Origin of the sequence: Macrococcoides bohemicum (assembly GCF_003259675.1) — a bacterium.
GTDB lineage: Bacteria > Bacillota > Bacilli > Staphylococcales > Staphylococcaceae > Macrococcoides > Macrococcoides bohemicum.
In genome coordinates this window covers 101,949-123,473 of record NZ_PZJG01000002.1, presented here as the reverse complement: position 1 = coordinate 123,473, position 21,525 = coordinate 101,949, and the positions used below count along the sequence as shown (strand labels likewise).

23 protein-coding genes and 2 pseudogenes are annotated in these 21,525 nt (G+C 34.2%); 21 read left to right on the top strand and 4 right to left on the bottom strand.

Annotated features, from left to right (window positions below; translation table 11 throughout):
* The first annotated feature begins 20 nt into the window (after window positions 1-20).
* The 16 genes from rpsM (at window position 21) to BHX94_RS05040 (ending at window position 12,404) form a co-directional block, all read left to right on the top strand.
* Complete coding sequence (rpsM, locus tag BHX94_RS05115; protein ID WP_096077484.1) at window positions 21-386, top strand: 30S ribosomal protein S13; 366 nt, start codon at window positions 21-23, stop codon at window positions 384-386.
* A gap of 20 nt (window positions 387-406) precedes the next feature.
* A complete protein-coding gene (rpsK, locus tag BHX94_RS05110) occupies window positions 407-796 on the top strand; it encodes a 30S ribosomal protein S11 (RefSeq protein WP_111745194.1) in 390 nt (129 codons plus the stop codon).
* Between the two features lie 83 nt (window positions 797-879).
* Entirely contained in the window at window positions 880-1,824 is a 945-nt protein-coding gene (locus tag BHX94_RS05105; RefSeq protein WP_111745193.1) for a DNA-directed RNA polymerase subunit alpha, read from the top strand.
* Window positions 1,825-1,843: 19 nt separating this feature from the next.
* Entirely contained in the window at window positions 1,844-2,212 is a 369-nt protein-coding gene (gene rplQ / locus BHX94_RS05100; RefSeq protein ID WP_096077481.1) for a 50S ribosomal protein L17, read from the top strand.
* A 347-nt stretch (window positions 2,213-2,559) separates the two neighbouring features.
* Entirely contained in the window at window positions 2,560-3,360 is an 801-nt protein-coding gene (locus BHX94_RS05095) for an energy-coupling factor transporter ATPase (RefSeq protein WP_111745192.1), read from the top strand.
* Entirely contained in the window at window positions 3,357-4,211 is an 855-nt protein-coding gene (locus BHX94_RS05090; RefSeq protein WP_111745191.1) for an energy-coupling factor transporter ATPase, read from the top strand. The genes BHX94_RS05095 and BHX94_RS05090 overlap by 4 nt, the downstream gene beginning before the upstream one ends.
* The gene (locus BHX94_RS05085; protein ID WP_111745190.1) at window positions 4,204-5,007 is read left to right on the top strand and encodes an energy-coupling factor transporter transmembrane component T family protein; all 804 of its coding nucleotides are present in this window, start codon (window positions 4,204-4,206) and stop codon (window positions 5,005-5,007) included. The genes BHX94_RS05090 and BHX94_RS05085 overlap by 8 nt, the downstream gene beginning before the upstream one ends.
* Window positions 5,008-5,826, top strand: a complete 819-nt coding sequence (gene truA, locus BHX94_RS05080) for a tRNA pseudouridine(38-40) synthase TruA (RefSeq protein WP_111745189.1) — start codon at window positions 5,008-5,010, stop codon at window positions 5,824-5,826. It abuts the gene before it with no gap.
* 196 nt (window positions 5,827-6,022) lie between these two features.
* Window positions 6,023-6,460: a 50S ribosomal protein L13 gene (rplM, locus tag BHX94_RS05075; protein WP_096077476.1), complete on the top strand. Its 438-nt coding sequence runs from the start codon at window positions 6,023-6,025 to the stop codon at window positions 6,458-6,460.
* A gap of 19 nt (window positions 6,461-6,479) precedes the next feature.
* Window positions 6,480-6,872, top strand: a complete 393-nt coding sequence (gene rpsI, locus BHX94_RS05070) for a 30S ribosomal protein S9 (protein ID WP_096077475.1) — start codon at window positions 6,480-6,482, stop codon at window positions 6,870-6,872.
* A 390-nt stretch (window positions 6,873-7,262) separates the two neighbouring features.
* Window positions 7,263-8,192, top strand: a complete 930-nt coding sequence (locus BHX94_RS05065; RefSeq protein ID WP_198337186.1) for a hypothetical protein — start codon at window positions 7,263-7,265, stop codon at window positions 8,190-8,192.
* Window positions 8,189-8,629: a hypothetical protein gene (locus tag BHX94_RS05060; protein ID WP_096077457.1), complete on the top strand. Its 441-nt coding sequence runs from the start codon at window positions 8,189-8,191 to the stop codon at window positions 8,627-8,629. Before BHX94_RS05065 ends, BHX94_RS05060 begins: the two co-directional genes overlap by 4 nt.
* 25 nt (window positions 8,630-8,654) lie before the next feature.
* Window positions 8,655-9,500, top strand: a complete 846-nt coding sequence (locus tag BHX94_RS05055; RefSeq protein WP_096077456.1) for an AraC family transcriptional regulator — start codon at window positions 8,655-8,657, stop codon at window positions 9,498-9,500.
* A gap of 1,015 nt (window positions 9,501-10,515) precedes the next feature.
* A complete protein-coding gene (locus BHX94_RS05050) occupies window positions 10,516-11,586 on the top strand; it encodes an LPXTG cell wall anchor domain-containing protein (RefSeq protein WP_111745188.1) in 1,071 nt (356 codons plus the stop codon).
* Window positions 11,587-11,747: 161 nt separating this feature from the next.
* Window positions 11,748-11,936: a CsbD family protein gene (locus BHX94_RS05045; protein ID WP_111745187.1), complete on the top strand. Its 189-nt coding sequence runs from the start codon at window positions 11,748-11,750 to the stop codon at window positions 11,934-11,936.
* A 117-nt stretch (window positions 11,937-12,053) separates the two neighbouring features.
* Window positions 12,054-12,404 (top strand): DoxX family protein, encoded by a 351-nt coding sequence (locus BHX94_RS05040; protein ID WP_111745186.1) that lies wholly within the window; start codon window positions 12,054-12,056, stop codon window positions 12,402-12,404.
* A 104-nt stretch (window positions 12,405-12,508) separates the two neighbouring features.
* On the opposite strand, the gene BHX94_RS05035 is transcribed toward BHX94_RS05040, so the two are convergent.
* A complete protein-coding gene (locus BHX94_RS05035) occupies window positions 12,509-13,198 on the bottom strand; it encodes a helical membrane plugin domain-containing protein (protein ID WP_111745185.1) in 690 nt (229 codons plus the stop codon).
* Window positions 13,198-16,167, bottom strand: a complete 2,970-nt coding sequence (fdhF, locus tag BHX94_RS05030; protein WP_111745184.1) for a formate dehydrogenase subunit alpha — start codon at window positions 16,165-16,167, stop codon at window positions 13,198-13,200. Before fdhF ends, BHX94_RS05035 begins: the two co-directional genes overlap by 1 nt.
* Before the next feature lie 420 nt (window positions 16,168-16,587).
* Between fdhF and BHX94_RS05025 the strand changes: the two genes are divergently transcribed.
* The 4 genes and pseudogenes from BHX94_RS05025 to BHX94_RS05010 form a co-directional block, all read left to right on the top strand.
* The gene (locus BHX94_RS05025; protein WP_111745183.1) at window positions 16,588-17,199 is read left to right on the top strand and encodes an FMN-binding negative transcriptional regulator; all 612 of its coding nucleotides are present in this window, start codon (window positions 16,588-16,590) and stop codon (window positions 17,197-17,199) included.
* Between the two features lie 97 nt (window positions 17,200-17,296).
* Window positions 17,297-17,608, top strand: coding sequence for a thioredoxin family protein (locus BHX94_RS05020; RefSeq protein ID WP_111745182.1), 312 nt, complete (start codon window positions 17,297-17,299; stop codon window positions 17,606-17,608).
* Between the two features lie 112 nt (window positions 17,609-17,720).
* Window positions 17,721-18,932, top strand: coding sequence for an NADH:flavin oxidoreductase/NADH oxidase family protein (locus tag BHX94_RS05015; RefSeq protein WP_111745181.1), 1,212 nt, complete (start codon window positions 17,721-17,723; stop codon window positions 18,930-18,932).
* A 67-nt stretch (window positions 18,933-18,999) separates the two neighbouring features.
* Window positions 19,000-19,320: pseudogene (locus BHX94_RS05010) on the top strand (NAD(P)H-dependent oxidoreductase); the annotation flags it as partial.
* Between the two features lie 57 nt (window positions 19,321-19,377).
* Here the strand turns inward: BHX94_RS05010 and BHX94_RS05005 are convergent.
* Window positions 19,378-19,566, bottom strand: a pseudogene (locus BHX94_RS05005) (hypothetical protein); the annotation flags it as partial.
* A 122-nt stretch (window positions 19,567-19,688) separates the two neighbouring features.
* On the opposite strand from BHX94_RS05005, the gene BHX94_RS05000 reads away from it, so the two are divergent.
* A complete protein-coding gene (locus BHX94_RS05000; RefSeq protein ID WP_111745179.1) occupies window positions 19,689-21,119 on the top strand; it encodes an NAD(P)H-binding protein in 1,431 nt (476 codons plus the stop codon).
* A gap of 83 nt (window positions 21,120-21,202) precedes the next feature.
* Here BHX94_RS05000 and BHX94_RS04995 read toward each other — a convergent pair whose 3' ends face one another.
* A complete protein-coding gene (locus BHX94_RS04995; RefSeq protein ID WP_111745178.1) occupies window positions 21,203-21,523 on the bottom strand; it encodes a CHY zinc finger protein in 321 nt (106 codons plus the stop codon).
* Window positions 21,524-21,525 lie beyond the last annotated feature (2 nt).

Below are 21,525 nucleotides of genomic sequence, written 5' to 3'. Positions count from 1 at the left end.
AAACAGGAGGTGCAATATAAATGGCACGTATCGCAGGTGTAGACGTACCACGTGAGAAACGCGTAGTTATCGCATTAACTTACGTTTATGGTATTGGAAAAACAACAGCTCAAAAAATCTTAGCAGCTGCTAATGTTAACGAGAGTACTCGTGTGCGCGACTTAACAGAAGATGAATTAAACAGAATCCGTGAACAAGTAGATGGATACAAAGTTGAAGGTGACTTACGTCGTGAAATCAACTTAAACATCAAACGTTTAATGGAAATTGCTTCATACAGAGGTATTCGTCACCGTCGTGGTTTACCAACACGTGGACAAAATACTAAAAACAATGCACGTACTCGTAAAGGTCCAGTTAAGACCGTTGCTAACAAGAAGAAATAAAAAGTAAAGGAGTGAGCTAAATGGCACGTAAACAAGTATCACGTAAGCGTAGAGTTAAAAAGAATATTGAGTCTGGTGTTGCACACATCCGTTCAACATTCAACAATACAATTGTAACAATTACTGATGATTTCGGTAATGCTTTATCATGGTCATCTGCTGGTGCGTTAGGTTTCAGAGGTTCTCGTAAATCTACACCATTCGCAGCTCAAATGGCATCAGAAACTGCATCTAAAGCAGCTATGGAACATGGTTTAAAAACTGTAGAAGTTACTGTTAAAGGACCTGGTCAAGGTCGTGAAGCAGCAATTCGTGCGTTACAATCAGCTGGTTTAGAAATTACAGCGATTAAAGACGTTACACCAGTACCACATAACGGTTGTCGTCCACCGAAACGTCGTCGCGTATAATTTTCAATTAGTATCAAAGACACTTATAATAGTATATAGAACTAAAATAAAATTATTCGACGTTGTTGAAGGAGGATTATTACATGATTGAAATCGAAAAACCTAGAATTGAGACAGTTGAAATTAGTGAAGATTCTAAATTCGGTAAATTCGTAGTTGAACCGTTAGAACGTGGTTATGGTACAACATTAGGAAACTCCTTACGTCGTATCCTATTATCTTCATTACCAGGTGCGGCTGTTAAGAATATTGAAATCGAAGGTATCTTACATGAATTCTCAGCTGTTGAGAATGTAGTGGAAGATGTTACAACAATGATCATGAACATCAAAAAGCTTGCGCTTAAAATCTACTCTGATGAAGATAAAACGCTTGAAATTGATGTGAAAGATGAAGGCGTTGTTACTGCGAAAGATATTATGCATGACAGTGATGTTGAAATTTTAAATCCTGATTTAAAAATCGCAACTGTATCTAAAGGTGGACACTTAAAAATGCGTTTGGTTGCAAATGCAGGACGTGGTTACACTTTGGCTGAAGATAATAACACAAGTGATTTACCAATTGGAGTAATTCCAGTTGATTCAATCTACACACCAGTTGAGCGTGTAAACTACACAGTAGAAAATACACGTGTTGGACAAAGTACTAACTTTGACAAATTAACTTTAGATGTATGGACTGACGGTTCATTAACACCACAAGAAGCGATTTCTTTAGGTGCTAAGATTATGACAGAACATTTAAACATCTTTGTTGACTTAACTGATGAAGCACAAAATGCTGAAATCATGATTGAAAAAGAAGAAGATCACAAAGAAAAAGCACTTGAAATGTCGATTGAAGAACTTGATTTATCAGTTCGTTCTTATAACTGTCTGAAACGTGCAGGTATTAATTCTGTTCAGGAATTAGCCGACAAATCAGAAGCTGATATGATGAAAGTTCGTAACTTAGGACGCAAGTCTTTAGAAGAAGTTAAATTTAAATTAGAAGACTTAGGTCTCGGATTAAGAAAAGAAGACTAGTTAAAGGAGGTTACGATTCATGGGTTACAGAAAATTAGGTCGTACATCAGATCAACGTAAAGCTATGTTACGCGATTTAGCAACTTCTTTAATCGTTAACGAGCGAATCGAAACGACTGAAGCACGCGCGAAAGAATTACGTAAAATCGTAGAAAAATTAATTACTTTAGGTAAACGTGGAGATTTACATGCTCGCCGTCAAGCAGCTGAAGTTTTACGTCGTGTTGAAATTTTAAACGAAGATGAAACTACACAATTCGCAATTCAAAAATTATTCTCTGACATTGCTCCTCGTTACACAGAGCGTCAAGGTGGATATACTAGAATTATGAAAGTTGGACCACGTCGTGGAGACGGTTCAGAAATGGTTATCATTGAATTAGTATAATAATAATTATCATGGATTTAGGGATCACTTATCTTACACATACACACATAAGCAAATGAGTGCAACGATAATGTTTGCCACACACAGATATTGTCTAGCTCAGAGTACTTCGCCATAATAGAATAACGTTTTGCGTGACCTCTAGGCGGAGTGCGCGCTTTTTTCATTATTAAATCCGGAATTCCGGGTTTTTTATTTATATACAGACATTTTGTTTTGTGTTAATGATTTATGGTATAAATAATTAACAGAACATGAAATATAATTTGTATACTATTTACCAGAAGGAAATAAACTACATATTCCTAATATTCAATAATCCAAATGAGAAAGCGAAAGGTGATTGTATGGAACCGATCATTACAATAAATAATTTATCATATACTTATGATGGTCAGAGTATTCCTGCAATTGACGATCTTTCTTTAACGATTAATAAAGGCGAATGGATTTGCATCGTCGGTCATAACGGTTCAGGTAAGTCGACTTTACTTAAACTGATTGGTGGTATTGAACCTATCCAAAAAGGTGACATTACAATTAATAAAATCAAACTCAGAGAAGATACAATCCAATCTGTACATGAACAGTTAGGCATAGTATTTCAAAATCCAGATAACCAATTTGTTGGTGCAACAGTTGAAGATGACATTGCCTTCGGATTAGAAAATTATGGTGTCCCTCATGATGAAATGCATGTACGTGTAAATCAGGCATTAGAGGCCGTTGAAATGTCACATATGAGAAGACATGAACCGCATCATTTATCTGGTGGTCAGAAGCAGCGTGTAGCGATAGCAAGCGTATTGGCGCTGCAACCTGAGGTCATCATTTTAGACGAAGCGACGTCAATGCTGGACCCTGAAGGACGTACTGAAATATTAAGAATAATAAAGCGTGTACAACAAACACATCGGCTTACAATTATACATATTACGCATCATCTTGAAGAAACGCTGGACAGTGATCGCATCTTTGTAATGAATAAAGGCAGTGTTGTGATGTCCGGAACACCGGAAACGATATATAAAAATGCAGATGAATTAGTCTCTATAGGACTTGATTTGCCATTTGAAATGAAAGTAAATCGACTATTATTTAATCAGAATGAATTTATAACAACAGAGGAGTTGCTTAAGAAACTATGAAGATACAATTAAACAACGTTGGTTTTCATTATTCTAAAAACACTCCTTTTGAAGTTCGTGCTTTAACAGACATTAATATGACCTTTATTGAGAATAAATTTTATGCGATTATCGGACATACTGGATCAGGTAAATCTACTGTGATTCAGCATTTAAATGCACTGATTAAACCGACAGAAGGTAACATCGATATTGATGGACAAGTTATTAGTCATAAAACGAAGAATAAACATCTTAAACCTATCCGTAAAAAAGTCGGGATGGTCTTTCAGTTTGCAGAGCAGCAATTATTTGAAGAAACTGTGCTAAAAGATATAATGTTTGGTCCTATGAACTATGGCATAGCTGAAAAAGATGCTGAGGCACGCGCACGTGAACTATTTAATTTATTTGGTATGGATGAATCTATACTTCATAAAAGCCCGTTTGAGCTCTCTGGAGGGCAAATGCGACGTGTTGCAATAATGGGTGTACTTGCGATGAAACCTGATGTACTAATCGTTGATGAACCAACAGCCGGGCTTGATCCGAGAGGACAACAAGAAATTATGTCTTTGTTTCATCAGCTGCAGCAAGAATTAGGGATCACTGTTATATTAGTTACACATCAAATGGACCAGGCAGCCCGTGCTGATTATTTATATGTGATGCATCAAGGGAAGGTAGTAAATCAAGGCACACCCCAAGAAATATTCAGTAAAGATTTAACACACTTTGATATTCATCCACCTGAAATTACACAGTTACAAAGAAAGTTTGAAACAAAATATAATATTAAATTGCCATACACTGCGCTTTCGATTGAAGCGTTTAATGCAATGTACCAAGAATGGAGGGAAAGCCATGCTTGATAAAATGATTCTTGGTAGATTTGTCCCAATTGAATCTTTCGTACATTCGTTAGATCCGAGAGCGAAGTTGATCTTTGTATTTGTTATGACGATACTCGTATTCTTTATGGATAACTGGTATGGTTATCTGTTTGGTTTTTTATTGGTATTTTTCATTATTAAGTTATCCAATCTTAAGTTTATGTTTGTTTTCAATGGCATTAAACCTATTCTCTTTTTAATCATTTTCACATTCTTAATGCATGTCTTTTTGACGAAAGGCGGAAGAACATTATTTGACTTTGGAATATTTAATATTCAATTGGATGGTGTATTGATGGGGATAATGATTTCATTTCGCTTTATTATTATTATCTTCTTATCGACAGTGATGACACTGACGACAAGTCCAATCGCTTTGACTGATGCAATTGAGTCAATATTAAATCCATTCAAGAAAATAAAGTTACCTGTACATGAACTTGCGCTAATGATGTCTATTGCTCTTCGGTTTATTCCAACATTGATGGATGAAACGCAGAAAGTAATGAAAGCACAAATGTCTCGCGGTAGTGATTTATCGAGTGGGAACGCATTGCAACGCTTCAAAGCAATTGGACCATTGCTTATTCCGTTATTTGTATCAGCATTTAAACGCGCAGATGATTTAGCGATTGCCATGGAAGTGAGAGGATATAAAGGAGATACTGGTCGCACAAAATATCGACAGCTTAAATGGCAGTTGAAAGATACAATGGCGATACTTTCAATTATACCGATTGGTATTATTATATTCATATTAAGGAGCATCACATAAATGGAACGCATATTGTTACAACTCTCATATAACGGTGCAGACTTTCAAGGATTTCAAATTCAGAATGAAGGACGCACCGTGCAGTATGAATTAGAACGTATATTAAAACGCATGCATAAAGATTTTATCAGAATTCATCCGTCATCTCGAACAGATAAGGGTGTACATGCATTGATGCAGTACGCCCATTTCGATACACCATTGTCACTACCTACAAATAAATGGCAACATGCCTTTAATTCTGCATTACCAGATGATATATATATCAATGAAGTAACAAAGATTAATGCAGATTTTCATTCACGTTATGACTGTGTAGGAAAAGCGTATCGCTATAAAGTATATAAAGCTCCTCATAGAGATGTGTTGAAAAGGGGCATTGAAACGCATATTACTGAAACATTAGATACGCGTAAGATGAATGAAGCGGCACAATTCTTCATTGGTATACATGACTTTACATCGTTTTGTTCAGCGAAGACAGAAATCGAGAATAAAGAACGCACGATGTATAAATTTGAAGTGATAGAAACTGATACAGGTTATGAATTCTTCGTCATTGGAAGCGGCTTTCTTTATAACATGGTCCGTATTATGGTGCATTTCTTAATGGACGTAGGACGAGGGAAAAGACAAGGCTCAGAAATACCCGAGATCATTGCAGCCAGTGATAGAACGAAAGCAGGAAAGACAGCGCCAGCTGCAGGATTATATTTAGAAAAGATCTATCTGTCACCGGAAGAACTCGCACAAGATATACCGAAAGGGTCAACCATTACACTTAAACCAACGCGTAGACAATTAATACAACAATCTTAAATCCGTTATAACGAATAGTAATAAAAATAAATAAAAAGAATTTGGGAATAAGATTGACAAACACCCTTAAAATGTTATAAGATAGACAACGGTATTGTTTAATATCAACCACGACAATAAGCCCCGGAAACTTATTGTGTTACAGATATATAAGCAGGATTCAGAGGGAATTTTTTTATTTTAGGAGGAAAATATAATGCGTCAAACATTCATGGCAAACGAAGCAAACATCGACCGCAAATGGTACGTAATTGATGCTGAAGGTAAGACTATGGGTCGCCTTTCATCAGAAGTTGCATCAATCTTACGCGGTAAACATAAACCAACATTCACACCACACGTAGATTGTGGAGATCACGTTATCTTAATTAACGCTGAAAAAATCTATTTATCAGGTAATAAAGCTGAAGACAAAATTTACTACCGTCACTCATTACACCCAGGTGGAATTAAATCAATCTCAGCTGGTGAATTACGTGAGAAAAACCCAGTTCGTTTAATGGAAACATCAATTAAAGGTATGTTACCAAAAGGTTCTTTAGGCGACAAAATGTTCAAAAAATTACATGTTTATGCTGGAGCAGAGCATCCACATGCAGCACAACAACCTGAAAACTACGAGTTACGTGGTTAATTAAGAGGAGGACAATACATTGGCACAAGTTGAATATAAAGGCACAGGCCGTCGTAAACATTCAGTAGCACGTGTTCGTTTAATTCCTGGAGAAGGAAACATCACAATCAACAACCGTGACGTACGTGACTACTTACCATTCGAATCATTAATCTTAGACTTAAACCAACCATTCGATATTACTGAAACTAAAGGTAACTATGACGTTTTAGTAAACGTTAAAGGTGGCGGTTTAACTGGACAAGCACAAGCAATCCGTCATGGTATTTCTCGTGCATTATTAGAAGCAGATCCTGAGTACCGTGGATCATTAAAACGCGCAGGCATGTTAACACGTGACCCACGTATGAAAGAACGTAAGAAGCCAGGTCTTAAAGGCGCTCGTCGTTCACCACAGTTCTCAAAACGTTAATTGCCAAAGCTGTTGCGAACTTGTTCGCTTACAGATTTGGTACGCAAATTGCGTCAGCAATTTGTGTTCAATTGAATCAACGTTTAAAGCACTCTTTGGATTATTCCAAAGAGTGCTTTTTTGTGGTTTTATTGATGTATTCAATTACCTTTTAGTTACCCCTAGGGGAACTATTTTGTGTGAAGCTTGCTTAAAAAATCAATGATATGAAACTGTTTGAAACTATATGAAATGACCTGGTTTTTCTCTGGTATTTATACATATTACATATTTTTTTAATGTGTATATATTTATTGAATATTAAATTAACTTCCTTCCTATAATTTCTGTACAAATTTAATAGATAATATTTCTCTATTATTTTATATGATGTATGTATGGAGCGATGGTATGAAATATTTTGGCGATGCATCATTGTGTTATAGTAATTCTTTGTTGATGTTATTGGAATCATATGGATATGAATACACTATTGAGTACATTGAAGCTATTATGTCTATGGGAAATGGAGCGACTTTAATTAACAATGACTCACAATATCCATTGGTATATTTTGATAATGGATTACCTGATAAATCAATTTCCAATACTCTGAATATTTTGGGGTATGGTTTTGAGGAATTTTATGTAGAAGATATTGAGGTAAATGTTTTAGAAGAAGTAATACACAAACTCAATAAATATTTGGAAAATGGAAGTGTAATTGCTGGGCCAATAGATATGGGGTATTTAAAATATAATCCAAATCATAGTAATTTATTAGGTGTCGATCACTTTGTATGTATAACGAAACTTGTAAAAAGTAATATCTATTTACATGATCCGGCAGGATTTCCATTTATGAAAGTGCCTCTTAAAGAGTTTATTAAATCTTGGGAAGCTAAAAATATTGAATATAAACGTGGATCTTTTTCAATGTGGGGCAACTTAAAAAAAGTATCAGAACCTTGTGATAGAAAGATATATAATTCGGTAATAAGTATTATCAAAACTAGATATATGCATAGTGAAGAAAATGTAATAGAAAATTATGCAGAAGCAATATTTCAAAATGGTCTAAATGAAATGCAAGAAGAAATGCATAAATACTTTAGTTTTAGATTGGCATCTGTTAGAAATCTTTATATAAGTAATTTTTTAAGAGAATTTGATAAAGAGAAGGCATTGATTAAAGAAAAGATAGCAATCAATTTTAGTAAAGCACATATTGAAAGTGTGAATAAAGAGTTCAAGAAATTATCAAATACTTTAAAAGAAATATCAATATTAGATAATAAGTTTAAACAGTTATGTATTAATTACGAGGAGGAAAAACTATGAATGAAATATTAAAAACAGAATTAGGTAATGTACAGAAAGTTCAAATAGATAAGCTTCATTTAATTTATTCAGAGATTGACAATAGCATAGAAGATCAGCAGAAAGGTTGGCCGGAATTTGAAGCGAAATTTCCATCTCTTACAGGGCGTAAGCTTTTAGGTTTAGATTATGATGAAAAAAACAAATATCGAATGTGTTCGATTGTTAGAGAAGAAGATAATGGAGATACATTTGGATTTGAAACTTTTATATTTGAAGGAGGTACTTTTATGAGATTACGTTTAAATTATGAGCCTCCTGAACTTTATGAGAAAATAGGTCCTGCATATAATTTGCTTATAAGTAACTATGATCAACAAATTGATTGGTCATTACCCTTCATTGAACAGTATAAAGCTAGAAATATTCTTGATATAATGGTACCAGTTAAGCAATAAAATAGATAAAGCAAGGAGATTGTTTATGGTAATCATTAAATCATTTAACGATACCATTCGTTATATTGAAAATGTTCTTGATGATAAAATTGATGAAGCTGAAATTACTCGATTATCAACTTATTCGTATGCAATGTTCAGTAGATTATTTTCAATTTTAACGAATATGACTTTATCGGAATATATACGATTAAGAAAATTGTCTAAAGCTGCAATAGAAATAAGGAGTTCAGATATAAAAATAATTGATGTAGCCCTAAAATATGGTTATGAATCTTCTGATGCTTTCACTCATGCGTTTAAATTATTTCATGGTGTTACACCGAGTGACGTTAGAAGAGGTTTAGCTTATAAAGTCATATCACCTATACAATTATCCCTCAGTGTTAGAGGTGGTAAAGACATGGAGGTTACTATCCAAAGAAAAAAATCAATTTATGTTTGTGGCGTTCTTTTAGAAAATATTGATGCTGAACAATGTTCAAATGCATGGTTAGAGCTATATAAAAGATATAGTCATAAAGAATTATCTCATTTTGGTAATGGAAAATCATATGGAGTATGCTTGATAACAAATGAAGCGAATAAATTAAATTATATGGCTTCATATGATATTAGAAAGAGTGAGATTGATAAAAAAATGAATTTAGATTTTATGGAAATTGAAGAAACAGAATATGCTATTATTAAATTAAAAGGCAAAGTTCCAGAATGTATACAAGAAGGCTGGAAATACGCAATGGAAGTTTTCTTTCCTGAAGAAGGATACCGTCATTCTGGCAAACCAGATTTAGAAGTATATTTTGAAGGAGATATGAAAAAAGAAAATTATAGTATGGAACTTTGGATTCCAGTTGAAAAAGAAAATTGAAATAACCACCGGCCAGCAGTTTATTTAGTTACCCTTTAGTTATCCCTGAGTGATATTTGATGCAATTCTATGAAATCGAAAAAATTAGAAATCCTTTAATATCAATGTGTACGACAGTCTATACAACTGTACCTAATCCTAAAGTTTTTTGAACGTAAGAACACAAAAGACTTTTATGATATATTCGGTGAGAACACAAATGAACGTAGATTTATGATGTTGCATGGTCTAGCTGTAAATGATCGAGCAGCGCGATACATAAAGATGAAATACAATAATGTTTTTGTGAATATATTATTTTTTATTCACAGTATTCCGCTGCTATTTATGGGATTTATGTATATTATATATTTAGAAATAATAGGTGCATTATATGGGAAATTAACTTCAACGGAATATATAATGAGACTCGAAAAGATCCGATGTATCCTGACCTTGAAAGTGATAAGTTAATACGTATAGAGAAATTACTGGCAGTGAAGACAAGAATCAGCGCCTCAGTTTGGCATTGGCACTCCACTTGGCGGTGGCGGTGCTGACCGAAGTTTTTAATAAGTATTTTAAATTAACAAAATTAAAGCCGATTGAGAATACACCATAAGGATGATACGCATTAATGTATAAAGAATAACGTAAACCACACTTTTATGAGTGTGGTTTATTCATTTTCTAATCGAATAATAAATTTTAGTTAAGTGTCATCCAAGACTCTGTATATTTGTAATTAATAAAATATTAAACAGCAGGTCTTTTTTGTTATTTAGATATAATAATTAAGAACGATTAAGAAAAGAGAATATAGATTGATATAGCAATTGTTATTTATAAATAATATAAAAATCAATCATTTAAATGGCGATTAAATTTGTATTTAATTGATTTTAGCTGTGTTTTTGACCGAAAAATATCAATTGATTTAAATGTAAAATGACTTTATGGAAGAAAAATACTGAAAAGTATGTTACAATAATTAAACTGAATTTATTATATTAAGATATATTAGGAGATAAATTATATGAAAAAGTATAAACTGACAAAAACAATTATTGCAGCTTGTTTAACCTTTTCGATTGCTGTTCCGTACTCAAAAGCGGATGCGAGTACTATCTCGGAGAAATTACAAAATGATGCTAGTCAACTGCATACTGAACTTGATACAAAGAGACAATCGATAAGACAAGAGATTGAGCGTACTAAGGCGGATATAAAACAAAATCGTGAAGTCATCAATAATGCAAAAGAAGATATAAATGTTCTGAAGGAGAAAAATGAGCATATAGAGAAACAGCATCAGGAAATTAAGGACAAAGCAGATCAAGTAATTGAGACGGTAAAACAGGATAAAGCTGAATATGAAAAAGTGAAGCAGGACGTTAAGAATCGAATTGATTCTAAAGTAGAGGATATTGATAACAAAGTGCAGCGTGTAGAGAGTGTAAAAGATAAAATTGTTATTAATACGCCGAGTTTACCTGATGTAACGATTAAAGATAAGTGGTTGACTGATGCTGACAACCAAGCACTTCAAGGATTATTGGATAAGCTTGAGCAAAAAGTGATTACTGATTTACAATATGAAAGAAAAGTGATTGATATTTTAAATAATACGTTAAAATCTTATTTAAAATTACATCAGTATGATTTTAATTTTAATCATCTATTAAATAGTGGGTTTGATATTTCTACATTATCAGAAAGAAATAAAGCTTTAATTGAAAGACTTCAAAATTTAAAGAGCCATAATAATATAAGTGATGATTCATTTAACATGCAATCACTAGATATCCTAAAAAATGATCTTAAAGAAAAAGCTGATAAATTAGAGCGACTCAATGCAAAATTGAAGTCAGAAGAATCGTCTGATTTAACAAGTGGTTTTGCTGATAGTTTTGTAGATAATATTGAAGCGGAACCTGCAACTCAAACAACCGCACCAGTTAAACAAATGAGTACAAGTAATTCGATGCATCAATCTAGTTTACCTGATTCAGGGGAACGACGTAATACTACTTTAGTTTCAGTTGCTATTTTACTGTTAGCTATAGCTATGATTAGTTTCCTTTTCTCAAGAAAACGCAAAAAATAATTTTATAATGCTTTTATAATCAAATGTCACATCACTGTCAAATTATGCTATTGTACAACTATTATTATAATTTAAGACTAAAATGTATATTATTGGATATAATAACTAGAAAGTATTATAATATAGATGAGTAAATAAATAAGGCAAAAGGAGAGATATAAATGTCAGAAGGTAAATTCGATCAAATTAAAGGCAATGTACAAGAAAATGTGGGTAATTTTACGGGAAACAAAGCATTAGAAAATGAAGGTAAAGAAAACAAGGCATTAGGTAAAGTGAAAGAAACTGTTGAAAATGTTTCAGATAATATTAAAGGTAAGATTGATGATTTAAAAAACAATAAAAATTAGTTTTGCTGAAACGTATGGGGCTTATGACCATACGTTTTTCATTTAAATCTAATGTTTTTAAAGTTATTTTTAAGGTTATAGTACTAATAAACTATTAATAATAAGGGAGCAGATACTATGTTAAATTATATTAATAACTTATTTATTGCTAAAGAAATGTTTAACGCAGGTAAGGGTAAGCTTCAGGAAGATGAAAACTTAGTTAAAATGTTTGAAGAGTTTGGTTACTCTAAAGAATTTATGAAATTAATCGGTGGCGTTGAAACGACTGGTGCGGCATTACTAGCTTTATCTATTTTTAATAAGAAATTTAATCAGGCAGGTTCATTGCTTGTTGGTGGCGTAATGTTAGGTGCCATCTATTCGCACTTAAAAGCCGGTCAAAGCTATGATGCTACGAAGAATGCAAGGAATATTTTGGCGTTGAATACTGCATCGTTACTTGCAAGTTTCAAAGATGAGAAATAGTTTAATTTAATATTTCTATTTAAATCAAATAAATAAACAACAAAACCACAAGTCTTCTTTTGAAGACTTGTGGTTTTGTTGTTTTCTATATGTTATTATTGATACTATTTTCTCATCAATAAAGCACTAACACCTAATGCTGCAGCACCTGCTACAACCCCGTAAAACTTAGCGTTTGATTGAGAAGTTTCTTTGTGTGAGATAGATTGTTGCTTTACGTCATCTTTCGCTACTTTACTTGGTAACTCAACATGATGCACATCTTTAACTTCTCCTACATTAGTATGCACAGGATCAACGACACCTTGTTCTTTCTTCAATTGATCAAATGACGTACCGAATCCTTTAACAAATTTCGTTAATACGATAGATCCTTCAATAAAGTCTTTATTTGTTAATACATTAAGTAATCCTAGCCAACCTAATGGTTTACTTTGGTTATACTCTGTTGAAAGTTTTAAACCTTTATTAAACTTTAAAATCATCGGTTCGATATCACTAAAGTTGAATTTTCCTAATCCTTGCACAAGTAATAGTGCATTTCTAATAGCCTGGTCTGTCTCAGTTTCATTAACGGCTTTTAGTATACGTGTCAGGATAGAATCACTTTGCGCTAATGCAGCATTTGCTGCATTTAACGCTTCATGATCATCAAGTTGCTCTAGCAATCTAAATAATTTATGGAGTGTATCTTTATGTTGAATTAACTGATCTTCTAGTTCACGTAATTCTTTTGCACGTACTGCTTCAACATCTACTTCCATCGGTTTAACTACTCTAGTAGGTTGCGCCATTATTTATCACCTCTTCTTGATTTAACGATATCTCCAGGGAATACGTAATCAGTTCTATTCCATTTACCTTGAACATTTACGCCCATTTGAGGTACACGTTTACCGAAGCGGAAGTTGTTTTCTGGTAATGGTGATTTTCTACTATTATCTAAGATGATTAATTTAGCTTTTGTCTCTTTATATGCTGGTGTTGATGTATCTTTATCTGCAATTGAACTAGATAATAGGTTAATTGCTGCATCGCCATTATCGTTCATTGGTAAGTATACTTCTTTACCGAATACACGGTCAGTAATTAATACGCGAACATCAACTTTACCATAAGGTGATTGAAGTCTTACTAAGTTACCAGTATGGAGTCCTTTTTCATCTGCTAATTCTTGAGATACTTCTAAGAATGCTTCAGGTGTCTCCATTGCAAGACCTTTAACTTGATAAGTCATATTACCTTCATGGAAGTGCTCAAGTATACGTCCGTTATTAACATGGATATCGTATTCTTCAGCATATTCAGTTGGTTCAGTCCAGTCAACAGGGAAGAATTTAGCTTTCTTATCTTCAAATGGGAAGCCATCTGTAAATAATAATGGTGAATCTGTACCATCTTCATGAACTGGCCATTGTAAACTGTTAAAGCCTTCAAGTCTATCGTATGATACACCAGAATAAATCGGTGTAAGTGATGCGATTTCATCCATGATTTCGCCTGGATGACTGTAGTGCCAATTAGCACCTAAGTGTTGTGCGATTTCCTGGATGATTCTCCAGTCTGGTTTCGTACCTTCTAAAGGTTCCATTACTTGATATAGACGTTGGATACGACGTTCTGTATTTGAGAATGTACCTTCTTTCTCAAAACTTGGAGATGCAGGTAAGATAACATCTGCATATTCTGCAGTTTTAGAGAAGAAGATATCTTGAACAACGAAGAATTTCAATTTCTCAAATCCTTCACGTACATAGTTGATATTAGAATCAACGATACCCATATCTTCACCTTTAAGGTATAACACATCTAATTCATCGGCATGCATTGCATCAACCATTTGATGGTTGTTTTGACCAACATTAGGATTCATTTCTACGCCCCATGCTTTGCCGAACTTATCAAGTACTGCTTTGTCTGAAATTTTTTGGTAACCAGGTAAATGCGTTGGCATACTACCCATATCTGATGCGCCTTGAACGTTATTGTGACCACGTAATGGGTATGATCCTGCACCTGGTTTCATGTAGTTACCAGTAACAAGTAACATATTAGAGATTGCAGTAGAAGTATCACTACCTCCACGTTGTTGCGTAACACCCATCGCCCACATAACTACAGTTGATTTTGCTTCGTGAATCATTTCAGCAATCTTGATGATTTCTGCTTCACTCATACCTGTATGTTTTGCAGCATATTCAATTGTATATTTTTGTAATCCTTCTACTAAAGCTTCGTAATTATTTACGTGTTTATCGATAAACTCCTGATCTTGCCAGTTGTTATCGATGATATATTTTGTAACAGCATTTAGCCATACTAAGTCACTTCCTGGGTTAGGACGAACAAACATATCAGCACGTTCAGCAAGTTCATGTTTACGAATATCTGCAACTAATAATTTTGCACCACGTAATTTTTGGGCACTCTTCACACGTGTTGCGATAACTGGATGTGCTTCAGCTGTGTTTGTACCTAAACCGATGATTAATCCAGCGCTTCCGATATCAGTAATTGAACCTGAGTCACCACCGTGACCTACTGTTCTCCATAATCCCATCGTTGCAGGTGATTGGCAATAGCGTGAACAGTTATCGACGTTATTTGTTCCTATTACTTGACGTGCTAATTTTTGCATTAAGTAAGATTCTTCATTTGTACATTTTGATGATGTGATAAACGCTAACCTTTCTGGTCCACGTGTATCGATTGTTTCTTTAAATTTACTTGAGATTAAGTTCAATGCTTCTTCCCAGGTTGCTTCTCTAAAGCCATCAGCTTCACGAATTAACGGCTTCGTTAAACGTTCACCAGAATTTACGAAATCCCAACCAAATTTACCTTTAACACATGTTGAAATTTGGTTTGCTGGACTTTCTGGCGATGGTTCAACTTTTAAGATTTCGCGGTCTTTTGTCCATACTTCAAATGAACATCCAACACCACAGTATGTACATACTGTTTTAGTCTTTTTAATTCTATCATTACGCATTTCTGCCTCAACATCTGAAATTGCCATTAACGGAGTATAACCAGTTTCAACAGCTTTTGTAACTTCTACTGCTGGGCGGAATGCATCTTTAAGCATACCTGTTAAGAAACCTGCTTCACCGACCATACCAACCTCCATCATTGCATTACATGGACATACTGTTGAACAGTGACCACAGTTTACACATGATGAATCATCGATATTTAGATCAGTATTGCCATCCCAAATAACACGTGGACGTTCTAATTCCCAGTCAATCATTAATGTTTCGTTTACCTGTACATTCTGACAAGCTTGAACACAGCGACCACAAAGAATACATTGATCTGGATCATAGCGATAGAATTTACCAACATTCTTTGGAGCACCTTTTGGTGACTGCGCAGTTGCCTGATGATCAATCTTTAAGTTTTTAACTGTATTATGTACTGTACAATTACCATTATTAAAATCACAAACAGTACAGTAAAGTTCATGATTTGCTAATATTCTATCCATAGCGATCATTTGTGCCTCAAATGCATCGCTTGAGCCTGTTCTAACAACGTCTCCGTCTTTTAATTCAGTACTACATGCACGAACGAGTTCCCCATTAACTTCAACGATACAAGCATCACAAGTTTCAATGGCACCTAAATCTGGATGATAACAAAGTGCTGGTACATCAATACCTTTATAACGCAAGTAATCTAAAATACTTACTTGAGTAGGGACATCCATTGGTTTGCCATTTAAAATAATGCTGACCATGTGAGATGTTGCCTCTTTCATATAAAAACCCCTTTTCATATTTAAGTTTTTAAAACAATATTTGTGCCCAATTTAATTATACGACTAATTGATAAATATTCAAAATAATGTTTAAAGAAAATACATAAAATTTAATAATACTTCTGAAGAATATTTTATGACAAATAATTCTTATTATAATCGCTTTCGAATTATATAACATGAATACTAAAATATACGGTATATACAATGATCCATACGATCATCCAAATCGTGAGTTTCTCTTTGTATTTTAAGTTTTTACATAAATAGTGAGAAAGATAGTGTGCAAGTAATGAAACAAGAATCAAACGTAATAAACGTAGATGTAACAAATCGATTAAACGCTTTAAGAGATGAAGGGCACATTAAAGAATGGTAGTCTATTAAATAAATAAATAATAGTTGTTAGGGGATGTTCTTATGTTTTTACCAAAATTATTTAAAGTAGAAGATTTCAATGCTTTGATTACTTTCTTACTTAGAAATCCATTTGCAACAGTTATATCATCACATAATGATGTGCCTTACGCATCCCAAGTACCAGTATTGGTTGATGTAGTTGATGATGAAATTGTGTTGTCATTTCATTTAGCAAGACCGAATCCACAAAATAAAACGCTTACAAACAATGATAATGTACTGATTCAATTTACCGGTGCACATGGTTATGTATCGTCTTCTTGGTATGAACAAGAAGAGGTATCAACATGGAATTATCAGGCAGCGCAGCTAAAAGGGGAATGTGCTGTACTCGATCAAGATGAGCTGATGAAGGACTTAAAACGTTTGACTGATCAATATGAAACAGGTGAAAATGCAAGAACGTTCGATACATTAAGTGAAGATGTATTAAAACAAGCAAAAGGTGTTATCGGATATAAAGTAAAGGTTCGTGAAGCGAGTCTTAAATATAAACTAAGTCAGAATAGAAGTGACAAAGATTATAAAAATATCGTCTTGAATTTACGTGATAGTGATAATCAGGATGATAACCGCTTAGCTGATGAGATGGAGAAGAGAAGAACGATATAAAGGATAAATAAATACAGGTTATTGATTATAAAATAAGCAAATAAAATGAATAAAAAAATAAAACGTAGTATGATGATACCACTTTGGAGGTGTGGTAATGGAACACATTAAGGATTATGACACATTGGTAGATAAAATGAATCAAGAGAAGTTTGTATTATATGTAATGAGTGAAGGATGTAGCGTTTGTCACGCAGACCTTCCGAAAGTAGAACGATTGTTAGAAAATTATGATATACCGAGCGCAAAGATTTTAGTTAATGAAATCCCGGAAGCGGCAGGACAGTTGTCTCTATTTACTGCACCGGTCATTATATTAAACGCACAAGGTAGAGAATTTCATAGACAAGCACGTATTATAGACTTTGAAGCATTGGAGCACCGTCTAAGTCAGTTGAATGATTTATAATAACGTCAAATAATATATAGTAAAGATATTAAAGTCGACATTAATAAAATAATAATATCGATAATTGATGATAAAAAAGTAATTATATAAAATAATATTAGGAGTGAAATACATGTCAGTAGACAAATTATTCGAACCACTTGTATTAAAAAATGGTGTAACGATAAAAAATAGATTATATAAAGGTGCGATGAGCGAAGGGATGGGTGACAAAACACATCGTCCGACTGAAGCGCTGGTTAATGCTTATGAACATTGGGCTGATGGTGGCATAGGGATGTCACTTACAGGAAATGTTATGGTAGATAGACGCTATCTTGGTGAGCCTGGCAACGTCGTCATTGAAGATGATAGAGATTTAGATATATTAACACGTTGGGCAGACGCTGGTAAACGCAATGGTAGTCATATTTGGATGCAAATCAATCATCCAGGTAAACAAAGCCCTAAATCCGTATCAAAGCAGCCAATCGCGCCAAGTGCGATCCCGATTGGAGGAGATGCAGGTAGTGCATTTAATCCACCGCGTGAAATGACAATCAATGAAATTAAAGAGACGATTGAACGCTTTGTTACAGCAGCAGTAGTAGCGAAGCAAGCAGGATTTACTGGTGTTCAGATTCATGGTGCACACGGTTATTTAGTAAGTCAGTTCTTATCATCAAGAGACAATCATCGCTTTGATGAATATGGCGGAACATTAGAGAAACGTATGCAATTCTTAATTGATATTTACACAGGAATGAGAGCAGCGTTAGGTGAAGATTTCCCGATCAGCCTGAAGATCAATTCAACAGACTTCAATGATAAAGGATTCTCGTTAGATGATTCAATTGCAGTCATTAAGAAAATGGCTGAATTAGGTATTGATCATATTGAAATTTCAGGTGGAGATTATGAGAAACCTGAAATGATGGGTGATGGGGAAGTATACTTTTTAGATTATGCAAAACAAATCAGTGAGATAGTAGATGTGCCAATCTCAGTTATCGGAGGATTCCGCAAACAAGAAAGTATGATTGATGCGATTACAAATACCAAAGTAGCGATGATCGGCATTGCACGCCCACTCGTATTAAACCCTGAATTACCAAATCAACTTCAGAATGGAACGTATGAAGATATGACGATTCCGAGACTGACAACTAAAGTAAAAGCGTTGGATAAAATGTTAGGCGGATTTATCGGCATTGCTTATTACGAGCAGCAAATTAGAAAGTTAGGTAATGATCAAATGCCGGTAGTACACACAAATGCATGGAGTCCATTATTTGACCTTGCTAAAACACATGGTGCAAGAGCATTCACGAAAAGAAGAAGATAATAATCATCCGGGTTGTTCACAGAGGTTGCTAAAGTACGGTAAAGTAATCTTTTAATTTCCTTTCTATTGGTACAGCAGCCCACCATTATTAAAACAATATTTTGATGAAGTGTTCTTATTTAATTATGCATATGGACCTAAAGGCACAAAACTAAATGGTAAGTTATTTGGGTTAGCTGTCACTGTAGGTAGTCCGGAATCGGATTACACTGCAGAAGGATTCAATAAGTTTACATTAAATGAATTACTTACACCATTTGAATCAACGTTCCATTATGTTGGAACAAATTATGTTGGACACTTTGCGCAGTACGGTACGGTCAATCATGCAACTGAGAGTGAATTGATAGAAGGTAAGAAGCAATATATTGAATTTATAAAAAAGTAATTGTGAGAGTAACTTAAATAGGTAAAATAAAGAGTAAGTGCTGGTAATTGATATTTATCAGCACTTACTCTTTATACTTTTCAAGTGATTCAATCCATACTCATAAGAAACACCTAGATTCTCACGTAATGTTTCACCTTCATATTCTGTATGGAATAATCCGCGTTCTTGCAATATAGGAACAACAAGTTCTACAAAGTCTTTAACACCATCATGAGAGGCGTCAGGTACGATTGAGAATCCATCTATTACGTGTGAAAAACAATGCAACGCTCTTAAAAAGAATAATGACTTTTTATTTGAAAAAAATGGTTAATACATTCGCTTTGGGGTATTGAAGAGTATTAGAAAAAAGGGGAGGAATATTCATGAAGATTTTACTTACAGGTGCTTCCGGTTATATTGGTGGCAACTTACTTAAACAACTTAAAGAAGACTATGAAATCATAGCTGCTTCACGCAGTATAGATAATAAAGAAAACGAAAAAAATGTAACATGGAAGAAGGTTGATCTCTTCTCTTTGAAAGATGTAGAAGAAGCGATGGAGGGCGTTCATACTGCGATCTATCTTGTACACTCTATGATGCCTTCAGCAAAGCTGACTCAAGCGTCATTTATGGACATGGATGCGATATTGGCGGATAACTTTGCCCGTGCTGCTAAAAATCAGGGCGTAAAACACATCATTTTTATGAGTGGTATTATGCCGGATGAAGACGATACGAATTTATCTGATCATTTATACAGTCGTAAGGAATGTGAAAAGATTCTTGGATCTTATGGAGTACCAGTATCAACATTACGAGCTGGACTTATTATCGGACCTAAAGGCTCGTCTTTCCCAATATTAAAGAAACTAACGAAACGTTTACCAGCACTTGTGCTACCAAAATGGGCTTACAGTAAAACAGCACCGGTAGCACTTAAAGATGTTGTAAAAGGTTTAGCTACTTTAGTAACGCGTAAACCCGAAACCAACGAAGTAATTGATATATATCATAATGTTACAGATTATAAAGGTATGTTTGAAGCTACAGCTAAAGTAATGGTCAAGAAACTCCCGATGTTAGATGTACCGTTTATTCCAGTATGGGCTACTAAATTACCGGTATCGTTAATAACTGGGGAGCCTAAGGAGTTAGTTTATCCATTAATTGATAGTCTCGTTCATGACATGACGCCATCTAAGAGGAATTATGTAGAAGGCATTTCGAATGCACCAACACCTTTAGATGAAAGTATAGCAATTGCACTTTCAGAAAGTAAAGATAAAGAGAAGAAGAAATCTGCACCATCTATTGCGACACAGTTAAAGAAAAATGATGTTAAATCTGTTCAACGTATTACAATTCCGTCAAGCTGGTCGATTGAACAGACTGCAAATTACTATGTCAATTGGTTATCTCGTATTGGTTACTCATTTATTAATACATCGATAGAAAATGGGGTTTTGAGTATTACATTACCGATCTTTAAAGATCCGATATTAGTACTAGAGAATTCAAAAGAACGCTCTTCAGAAAATAGAGTGCTATTCTTTATTAAAGGCGGTAAATTTGCTAAAGTGAGTGATAATAGTCGTGCACGCCTGGAATTCAGACGTATCCTTGATACAAATGAGTGTTTAATTGCTATCCATGAATATGAGCCGTCACTGCCATGGTTTATTTACTCTATTACACAGGCACGTATCCACCTTATTGTGATGTCATTATTTGGATTAGAAACTAAGATACTTGCTAAGACGTTAGATTCAAAATATCTTGAGGACAGAACGATGCGAATACAGGAAAAATAAAGCGCTAAAAGTTATTCCCATAAGATGAATATATAATATGATTAAAAGCACAAGAAAGGAGTTTAATTCCTTCCTTGTGCTTATTAAATTTCAAAATAATAGTGAAAGTGATTTTTACATCCTGGATTGAATGGATGCGTACAGTTTGGACATTGAGTAACATTTACATATTGATTAATTGGAATCTCTGTTTGGCAAACACCACATAAAACTGCTGGCACTTCAGAATGTATCGGATATTTTTCAGCTGGAGATTTATGATTAATCTCTTCATAACATAAATGACAGGGGTAATATGTATTGCTATCAGGAAATTTATAGCACACTATGTCTACTGGCGCGTTATAATGGGCACATCTTCCTTGTTCATCCACCGCTATACCTTCTATAAGGTGTTCCGTCATAT